The sequence below is a fragment of the Variovorax paradoxus genome, from assembly GCF_022009635.1.
Taxonomy (GTDB): domain Bacteria; phylum Pseudomonadota; class Gammaproteobacteria; order Burkholderiales; family Burkholderiaceae_C; genus Variovorax.
This window is the reverse complement of sequence record NZ_CP091716.1, coordinates 2,618,081-2,626,043: the sequence shown is the minus strand read 5'-3', so window position 1 is coordinate 2,626,043 and position 7,963 is coordinate 2,618,081. Positions and strand designations below refer to the sequence as shown.

Genomic DNA, 7,963 nt, shown 5'->3' with positions numbered 1-7,963 from the left:
AAGACATATACCTATGCTCAATCTTCGAGGAATCTCGCGCGCCGTCGTCATCGGCGGCGGAACCGCAGGCTGGTTCGCAGCCCTGACCCTGCGCCGCATGTTCTCGTCGCAAGTCGAGATCCGGGTGATCGAGTCGCCAGACATCGGCATCGTCGGTGTGGGAGAAGGCGGCCTGCTCAATCTGGTCGACGCGCTGCGCCGCAATGGCATCGACCTCGACGAGTTCGTGCGGGAGACCGGCGCGGCCTTCAAACTGGGCTTTTCCTACGAAGGCTGGCGCACCGGCGCCGAGGACGACCGTTATTACCACCTCTTCGGTCGGCCCGGGCTGCCGGAAACCGATTGGGTCGAGCGCGGCTTCCATCCGCTGTTCTCCGGCATGGTGCACGAGGGCATCGAGCTGCACCGCTACATACCCGGCTTTGCCGAGATTGCATCGAACGCAACCCAGCAAGAGGCGGCGGCCATGCTCCGGCACGGGCCGGTCTCGGGACTGTCGGCGTCCTTTCATTTCGACAGCCACAAGCTGGCGGACTATCTGCGTCGCGTGGCCGTCTCGCGCGGCGTGGTGCACCAGCAAGCCCGGGTCGAGGAACTGGTGTGCGACGAGCAGCGCCTGGCACGCAGCCTGAGGCTCGACAACGGCGAAAGCATCGACCTGGACCTGCTGATCGACGCTTCCGGCCTGGCGCGCCTGGGCATCGGCAAGAAGCTCGGTGTTCGCTGGCGTTCTTTCTCCGAGCACCTGCTGCTCGACCGCGCCGTACCCTTTCACATGCCGCATCCGCAGCCCAATCCTTCGCTGGTTACGCGCGCGATCGCGATGCCGGCAGGCTGGATGTGGCAGATCCCACTGGTCGAGCGTGTCGGCGCGGGCTATGTCTTCAGCAGCGCGCACACCGACGAAACCCAGGTCATCGACGAAATCCATCGCCGCATCGGCCCGAAGGTCGAGCCGATGCGCACGCTGCGCTTCGAGCCCGGCCACTTCGAGCAGGTGTGGGTCGGCAACATCATGGCCATTGGGCTGGCCTCGGGTTTCGTGGAGCCGCTCGAGGCAACCTCCATCGGCCAGATGCTGGAGCAGCTGCGCAATTTCGAGCGCATCGTCACCGCCAGCAACGGCGTGGTGTCGGGCTACCTGATCGAAGGCTTCAACGAAGCCAACGCGCGCTGCTGGTCAGGCATCCGCGACTTCCTGCGCATGCATTACGACTGCCCACGCCGCGACACCGCCTTCTGGCGTGACGTGGCCGCCCTGCCCTTGCCGCCCGGCTATGCCGAGCTCAAGCAGTGCTTCCAGCAACGCACGCCTCGGCTCATCGACGTGGAGAACTACGCCATGCACGGATGGCAGGGCATCTTCCACGTCATCAACTGGCTGTTCGTGGCGGCGCCGTTGGGCGTGGTGCCACCCGAAGCGGCCGCTTTCGAACTGGCGAGCCTCCCGGCCGTGAGCCGTCGGCGCGTGGCAACTCGCGTGTCCGAGCTGCGAAAGAGCTCAGTTCCTGGTTGAGTGAATGTCTCTCACGGACGCGAGCGTCGCGCTCTCCAGGCTGAAGCTGCAAAGCATCAGGTTCGTTTCAGCGAGCTTGACGATCTGCGCGGACGACATGTTGGAGAGGAGCGCCGCCAGATCTTTGCTGATGCCCAGGCGGCTCATGGCCACCGCGCCATCCTCTTTCACCAGTTTCTGCGCCAGAAGCATGTACGTCAGGTTGAAGTCGCCAATTTCTTTGTGCAACGTGCTGTCTACACCACTCAGGTTTTCAAGAGTCATCGAATTTCCTCCAGATCAGATGACGGAAAGCCGCGCGATACGACCTTCCAACGAGCGGCCGCAATTTCTGCGGCATAAGGGACGGGAATGCTGACGCTGTAGCTGTTGTTCCTGACAACGGCGTCGTAGCTGCAGACAGCGCGGCCGCCGGCGTCGTGGAGCGTCCAGCGGACGGGCGTGCCATCGGGCGCCACATGTGCGACTTCCATCGAAGGCGAGCCGATGTTGGCGCCCACGTGGGCATAGCGCGCGTCCACCGTCATCGGCACATGCGGCGGAAAGGGCTGGTTGCCGGGCAGATCGAACCACTCGTCGTGGGCGAGCATGTTGCGCGCGGCGACCTTCCAGACGCGATGACGCAGGAAGTGCTGGTCGGCGTAGCGCGACGAGAACGGCCGGCTCTTCAGATACGCGCGGATATCGCCCGCCATGTCCGTGAAGACACACCGGCACGCGCCCCACATGCCGGCCAGGATCAGTTCGGTGTGCGAGTGGTAGTCGCGCATGACATGAAACGCGCGGTCCGACGCGCACCATGCGCGCACCGCCGCCTGGTCGCGCGTGGACAAAAGCGAGTCGGCGTCGCGGAACTGCACGCGGTCGACACTGGCGTCATCGAGCGCAAGAAAGCGCCACAGCGTGCCCGGCAGATCTTGGCCGCCAACCGAATGCGCATCGATGACCGATGCACCAGCAGCCGCCAGGCGCTCGCACACCGCCGCGGGCACCGAGCCATCCACATAAAAACGGCATACCCACGCCGGGAAGAACTCGTGCGCAGCCCGCACGTTGAGCAGCGCCATCTCGCAGTAACGCGGGTCGCTGCCGAACAGGCTGAACGCGATGACGTTGCGCGCGCGGTTTCTTTCGTCGAAGCGCAGCAGCACGGGCGAATCGGCGGTGGCCGCCGGCGTTTCCCGTTCGGCCTCCAGCAGTTTCAGCTGGAGGGACATCGTGCCGTACTCCCGCACGTCGCCCCACTTGCCCAGTTGCCCCGCCGCTTCCGCCAGGCCGTCGTAGACGTTCGCGGTCTTCAGGTATTCGGCTGCGCCGCGATAGATGTCGTATGCCTGCATGGATCGGCCCAGGCGCAGGTGGCACAGCGCAACGTCGGCAAGCGGCTGCGGGCTGCGGGTGGCCTCCCAGGCCTGGGTCGCGAATTTCAGCGCCCGCATGAAGTCACCCTGTTCGAAGGCGCCGCGGAATTGTTGGCCCAGCATGTCCAGGGCTTGCTGGGTGACGGCGGGTCCGCGGCGCGGAATAGGCACTCTGTTCACATGTGCCTCTCAGCGCTCACGCAAGGCTTCGCCGGCCTTGTTCAGCGGCTTGAGCAGATAGTCCAGCACCGACTTGCTGCCCGTGCGGATGTCCACCGTGGCGATCATCCCGGGCACGATCGGAAAGCTCTGCCCATTCTTGTTCTTCAGGTGGTCGACATCGGTACGGATGTAGACGCGGTAGTAGTACACGTCGCGCTTCACGTCGTCCTGGATGGTGTCGGGCGAGATCGTCGTCACCTTGCCGGGCAGGTCGCCGAAGATGGCGTAGTCGTAGGCCGTTACCTTCACGGCCGCCTCCTGGCCCGGATGGATGAAGGCGACGTCGCGGGGCGAAATGCGGGCTTCCACCAGCAGCTTTTCGTCCAGCGGCACGATCACCATGAGCTTGCCGCCCGGCGGCAGTACGCCCCCCACCGTCGTCACCGCGATGTCCTTCACGATGCCGCGCACCGGCGACGCAAAGGTCAACCGTGTCAGCGAGTCGGAGCGCCCGCGCGTGACCGAGCGCTGGGCCTCGATCTCGGCATTCGCCTTGGCGAGGTCTTCGCGCGCCTTCACGTAGTACTGGCTCTTGAGGTCGGCCGCCTTGGTCTCGGCCTCGTTGATCTGGCGCTTCAGCCGCAGCACTTCGACGTCGCTCGCTGCGCCGCGCGCCACCAGCGGCTCGGTCAACGCGAGCTCGCGGCGCATCAGCGACAGCGCCTGCGTCACGCCCGAAAGACTGCTCGCGAGCTGCTCGCGGCGCGACTGGTAGAGCGCGGTCTCGGTGCGCACGAGGTCGGCGTCGGAGCTCACTTCGGGCGGAAACGCCAGCGGCGTGCCGCCGACTTCGGCCGTGAGGCGCGCCGACATCGCCAGCGCGGCACGCACGCGCGAAGCGCTCTCCTGCACGGTCGATTCGGTCTTCGTCCTGTCCAGTTGCGCGAGCACCTCTCCCTCATCGACGATGTCGCCTTCGCGCACCTTCAGGTCCACCAGGATGCCGCCTTCGAGCGATTGGATCATCTGCTCCCTGGAAGAAGGGACCACCTTGCCCGAGCCGGTCGACACCTCGTCGAGCTTGAACGACCACGCCCACGCCAGCAGCGCGAGCAGCAGCCCCGCGATGATCCACACGAGCAGCGATGCGCGCGGCAGCGGCGGCTCGGGCGGCGAATAGTAGGCGGCGGGCGCTGTCTTCGAGCGGCCTGTCTTCTGGACGGGAGATTTCCCACGTGGGGGCTGCGCGCCCGGCGCGAGACCGGCCGGCACGGCCATGCCGACCGCGGCTGGCGCCCGCACCCGTATTTTTTCAGGCGTTGCCATGGGAGAGCCTTCCAAGAACCTGGTCCTTCGAACCGTCCATCACGATGCGGCCGCCGTCGATCACGACGATGCGGTCCACCCACTGCAACACCGGCATGCGATGCGTTGCCACCACCAGCGTGCGCGGCCCCAGCCATGCGCCCATCGAGTCGATCACATGGCGCTCGGTGACTTCGTCGAAATGCGCGGTCGGCTCGTCGAGCAGCACGATCGAAGGCTGGCGGATCAGCGTACGCGCCAGCAGCAGCGCCTGCCGCTGCCCGCCGGACAGGCCCAGGCCGCCTTCGTGGATCAGTTCGTCGAGCCCCTCGGCGCGCGATTGAAGAAAAGACAAGGCGCCCGCCATCGCGACGGCCTCGAACACCTGGTCGTCGGTGGCCAGCGGCATACCCATGGTCACGTTCTCACGGATGGAGCCGTGGAAGAGCCGTGCGTTCTGCGTGAGCAGCCCCATGTCGCGGCGCAGGTCGGCCGGGTCGATCAATGAGAGGTCGAGCGCATCGAGCGCCACATGGCCCTGCTGCGGTGACTGCAGGCCGGCCAGCAGTTGCAGCAGCGTCGACTTGCCGGAGCCCATGCGGCCCAGCAATGCGACCTTGTCGCCGGCCTGGATCTGCAGCTGCGCAATCGTGAGCGCCGGGCTCTTGTCCTCCTTGCCGTAGCGAAACTCGACACCCGCCAGCGCGTAGTTTCCATGCAGCGCGGGGGCATGCACCAGCCGCGCGCCGTCGGCCTGGTCGACCGGGCGCTGCATGAGCTGGTCGAGCCCCGCGCGCGCCACCTTGGCCTGCTGCCAACGCGCGAACACGCCCGACAACTGCGCCAGCGGCGAGATCATGCGCGAGGCCAGGATCGAAGAGCCCACCAGCGCACCCGTCGTCATGTCGCCCCGCATCACGAGGAAGCAGCCCGCGAGCAGCACCACGGCATACACGATGGTCTGCACCTCCTGCGTCCATGTCATGAGCAGGCTCGTGAGAAAGCGCTGCCGCATGCTCACGCCGGCGGATACGTCGTTGACGTGGTTCCACTGGTTCTGGAAACGCGGTTCTGCGCGCATGAGCTTGATGTCCTCGATGCCTTCGACGGCTTCGACCAGCAAGGCATTGCGCAATGCCGATTCGCGCATGCCTTCGCTCGCCAGCCGCGCCAGCGGCTTCTGGATGAGCAGGCCCGGAATGACCAGCAATGGCACCGCCGCCAGCGCCACCAATGCGAGCGGTCCGGCCACCAGCCAGAGCACGACCAGGAACAACAGGAAGAACGGCAAGTCGGCTACCGCGGAAATGGTGGTGGAAGTGAGCAGCTCCCGCACCTGCTCCACCTCGCGCACCTGGGCGATGAAGGAGCCCGTGGATTTAGAGCGCGCGTCGGTGCGCAGGCGCAGCGCATGGCCGAACACGACATCCGACACCTTGAGGTCGGCGCGCTTGCCGATCACGTCGGAGATATGCGTGCGAGACACGCGCAGCATGAACTCGAAGACCACCGCCAGCATCACGCCGCCGAACAGCACCCACAGCGTGGGCTCGGACTGCGCCGGCACCACGCGGTCGTAGATCTGCATCGAGAAGATCATCGACGCGAGCGCCAGCACGTTTGCGAACATGGAGGCCAGCACGATGTCGCCGTAGCGCCGCCAGTCGCGCAGCGCGATGGCCCAGAACCAGTTGGCCTTGTAGGGCTTGATGTAGTCGTCCACGCGCGCATCGGGCACGGCCGTGTTGGGCCTCAGCACGGCCACGCGCTTCGCATGGAGGCGCAGTTCGGCGAGCGGCAGCGCCGTCTCGAGCCCGTGGTCGCCGCCGAGCAGCACGCCCAGTTGGCCATGGCCGTCGGAGGCGCGCACGACGCCGACCTCGCCGTTGTCGAACTCCACCACCAGCGGCAGGCGCCACGGGTCGAGCATCGCATCGGAGAACTCGCCCAGCCGCACCGTCAGGCCGAGCTGCCGCGCCATATGGTCGAGCAGCGTGTCCAGCGGCGCGCCACGCTCCCAGGCCAGCGAGACGCGCACGCTCTCCTCGGAGGCGCCGATGCCGTAGTGGCGGGCGACGAAGAGCATGGCGTCGAGCCAGCTCGTGTACTGCGAAGACAACTTCATGGAAGCAACTCGATCCCTTGGACGGTGGTGTTGTTCAGGCCGTAATACGTGCGGGCCTGGCCGGTGGCGCCGATGTAGCCGATGCGGCTGGCCCAGAGGTCGTGCAGCACGGCCTCTTCGTCGGCCGCGGCCTGGTGGATCTCCTGCTCGGCATTGAGCAGATCGAGGATGGAGCGGGTGCCGAGCGTGTACTGCTCGCGATAAAGGTCGCGCGCCTCGACGATGCTGCGGCGCCGGTCGGCCAGCACGCCCAGGCGCGCCTGCGCGCCGATGACCTGCTCGCGGAAGTTGCGTACCTGGTCGCCGGCATTGAGGCGAGCGGTTTCGATGCGCATGCGCGCGGCCTGCTCGGCGGCGATGGCGGTATTGACCTGGGCTTCGAGCGCACCGCCCTGATAGAGCACGCTGGAGAGATTCAGCATGACCGAGTGGGAGCCGCCGCTGCGCTCCGGAACGCCGGAATTCATGCCGCCCATGGGCCGGTTGACGGAAGCATCGAGGCTGATGGTGGGGTAGCGCTGGGCCTTGGCGACTTCGAGCTGGGCGGTGGCCGCGCGGCGCTCGGCCTCTGCGGCCAGCACCTCGGGCATGAGGCTGGTGTCGGGCTGCAGGTCGATGCGCAGTTCGCTCGCCAGGTGCTCCGGCAGCGGCGCCATGCGCGGGGGCACGGAGCGACCCAGCAGCGTGCCCAGGCGTTCGCGCCACTGCGCCAGCTGCGACTTCACCTGCAGCAGGTTGGCGCGCGCACTGTCCACGCGCGACTCGGCCTGGATCGGGTCGGCCTTGGTGCTGAGACCGGCATCGGCGCGCAGCCTCGCGGTCTCCAGCACTTTCTCGACCGCCTGCACTTGCTCCTGTGCGATGGCGACGAGCGACTGGTAGCGGTGCGTCATGACGACGGCTTCGGCCGCCTGCTGGGCGATGGCATCGATCTGCTTGAGGACCGTGGCCTGCTGGCGCTGCACCTGCGCTTCCGACTGGCCGACCGCACCGGAGACCTTGCCGAAGTCGTACAGCATCTGCGACACGGATGCCGTGGCGACGCCGCGCTTTCCGCCCCCCTGGGTGGCGGAGGCGCCGCCATTGACGCCGGCGCCCATGCCCACGCGCACCAGCGGGTAGTAGCCGGCGCGCGCCACATCCACGCCGCCCGACTGCTGCGCGAGCATGGCGATGGCATCGGAGATGGACGGATGACGCGCCACCGCCTGGCGCACGGCGTCGGTCAGTTCCAGTGGTGTCGTGGTCTCGGCTGCCTCGGGCAGTGCGAGACCGGGCTGAATGCCCAGCTCCTTGGCCAGTGCGCTCGGGGCGAGCCGCCGTGACAGCTTCAGGTCGCCATAGCTGCTTTGCGCAAACGCCGGAACGCAGGCCGCGAGCAGGCAAGCGGCCGCCAGCCGTCGATGATTGAGTTTCTTGTTCATGTTTTTGTTTCCCGGCGGACAAGATCGACACAGCCGAAGCCAACGTCGTTCTTGCCCGCCAGGGGTTGCG

The 7,963-nt window shown here is 66.8% G+C and carries 6 protein-coding genes; 1 reads left to right on the top strand and 5 read right to left on the bottom strand.

Going from position 1 to position 7,963, the window contains the following annotated elements:
- The first annotated feature begins 13 nt into the window (after window positions 1-13).
- Complete coding sequence (locus L3V85_RS12245; protein WP_237679469.1) at window positions 14-1,516, top strand: tryptophan halogenase family protein; 1,503 nt, start codon at window positions 14-16, stop codon at window positions 1,514-1,516.
- Here the strand turns inward: L3V85_RS12245 and L3V85_RS12240 are convergent.
- From L3V85_RS12240 to L3V85_RS12220, 5 genes are all read right to left on the bottom strand, one after another.
- The gene (locus L3V85_RS12240) at window positions 1,502-1,780 is read right to left on the bottom strand and encodes a flagellar transcriptional regulator FlhD (protein WP_237679468.1); all 279 of its coding nucleotides are present in this window, start codon (window positions 1,778-1,780) and stop codon (window positions 1,502-1,504) included. The two genes, L3V85_RS12245 and L3V85_RS12240, sit on opposite strands and share 15 nt — an antisense overlap.
- Window positions 1,777-3,000, bottom strand: a complete 1,224-nt coding sequence (locus L3V85_RS12235) for a tetratricopeptide repeat protein (protein WP_237679467.1) — start codon at window positions 2,998-3,000, stop codon at window positions 1,777-1,779. Before L3V85_RS12235 ends, L3V85_RS12240 begins: the two co-directional genes overlap by 4 nt.
- 66 nt (window positions 3,001-3,066) lie before the next feature.
- Window positions 3,067-4,365 (bottom strand): HlyD family type I secretion periplasmic adaptor subunit, encoded by a 1,299-nt coding sequence (locus tag L3V85_RS12230; RefSeq protein WP_237679466.1) that lies wholly within the window; start codon window positions 4,363-4,365, stop codon window positions 3,067-3,069.
- Entirely contained in the window at window positions 4,352-6,469 is a 2,118-nt protein-coding gene (locus L3V85_RS12225) for a type I secretion system permease/ATPase (protein ID WP_237679465.1), read from the bottom strand. Before L3V85_RS12225 ends, L3V85_RS12230 begins: the two co-directional genes overlap by 14 nt.
- Window positions 6,466-7,893 (bottom strand): TolC family outer membrane protein, encoded by a 1,428-nt coding sequence (locus L3V85_RS12220; RefSeq protein ID WP_237679464.1) that lies wholly within the window; start codon window positions 7,891-7,893, stop codon window positions 6,466-6,468. The genes L3V85_RS12225 and L3V85_RS12220 overlap by 4 nt, the downstream gene beginning before the upstream one ends.
- Window positions 7,894-7,963 lie beyond the last annotated feature (70 nt).

Coding starts and splice junctions, on each gene's coding strand:
- L3V85_RS12245 (WP_237679469.1), top strand. CDS start 14: ATGCTCAATCTTCGAGGAATCTCGCGCGCCGTCGTCATCGGCGGCGGA.
- L3V85_RS12240 (WP_237679468.1), bottom strand. CDS start 1,780: ATGACTCTTGAAAACCTGAGTGGTGTAGACAGCACGTTGCACAAAGAA.
- L3V85_RS12235 (WP_237679467.1), bottom strand. CDS start 3,000: ATGCTGGGCCAACAATTCCGCGGCGCCTTCGAACAGGGTGACTTCATG.
- L3V85_RS12230 (WP_237679466.1), bottom strand. CDS start 4,365: ATGGCAACGCCTGAAAAAATACGGGTGCGGGCGCCAGCCGCGGTCGGC.
- L3V85_RS12225 (WP_237679465.1), bottom strand. CDS start 6,469: ATGAAGTTGTCTTCGCAGTACACGAGCTGGCTCGACGCCATGCTCTTC.
- L3V85_RS12220 (WP_237679464.1), bottom strand. CDS start 7,893: ATGAACAAGAAACTCAATCATCGACGGCTGGCGGCCGCTTGCCTGCTC.